This is a genomic window from Novosphingobium sp. KN65.2, assembly GCF_001368935.1.
In the GTDB taxonomy this organism is placed as follows: domain Bacteria; phylum Pseudomonadota; class Alphaproteobacteria; order Sphingomonadales; family Sphingomonadaceae; genus Novosphingobium; species Novosphingobium mathurense.
On the sequence record NZ_CCBH010000118.1, the window covers coordinates 1 to 450 of the forward strand.

At 53.8% G+C, this 450-nt stretch carries 1 protein-coding gene; it reads left to right on the forward strand.

The window, feature by feature from the left end; genetic code table 11:
- On the forward strand, nt 1-410 hold a 410-nt coding region (locus SPHV1_RS04265; RefSeq protein WP_369817867.1), incomplete at its 5' end, for a helix-turn-helix domain-containing protein.
- Nucleotides 411-450: the final 40 nt, after the last annotated feature.

Genomic DNA, 450 nt, shown 5'->3' on the forward strand with positions numbered 1-450 from the left:
CAACCCCCTGGCGGAAAAAAGAAACCGAACCTGTGTATCGGAAGGTTCTCGCGATTAACATTAACCGCTTCTTGGCCTTAAGACGGCTCAAGAAAAAAGACCTCGCGGAGAACGCGGGGCTGTCTGTGTCCTTCGTATCTGACGTTACAGCCGGTAAGGGAAACCCGTCGCTCGAAACAATCGCCGCCATCGCAAATGCTCTGGAAGTCCCGCTCGTCGCGCTACTGGAACCGCCGCCTATCGGCACCGATGGCTGGGACGCCAGCCTAGCCGATACCTTATCAAAAGAAGATAAAAAGCTGGGGCTTCCTCCCGGTTATAAGCGCGTTTCCGCTATCGTCACGGATCATCAAGCGTTTCAGATAGCACAATGGCACAAGGCTGCCCACGCTAAGTTGCGTCGGTCCTGACAATCCCCCCAATCTGAACCTAATTCTTTGCAATCGTTCT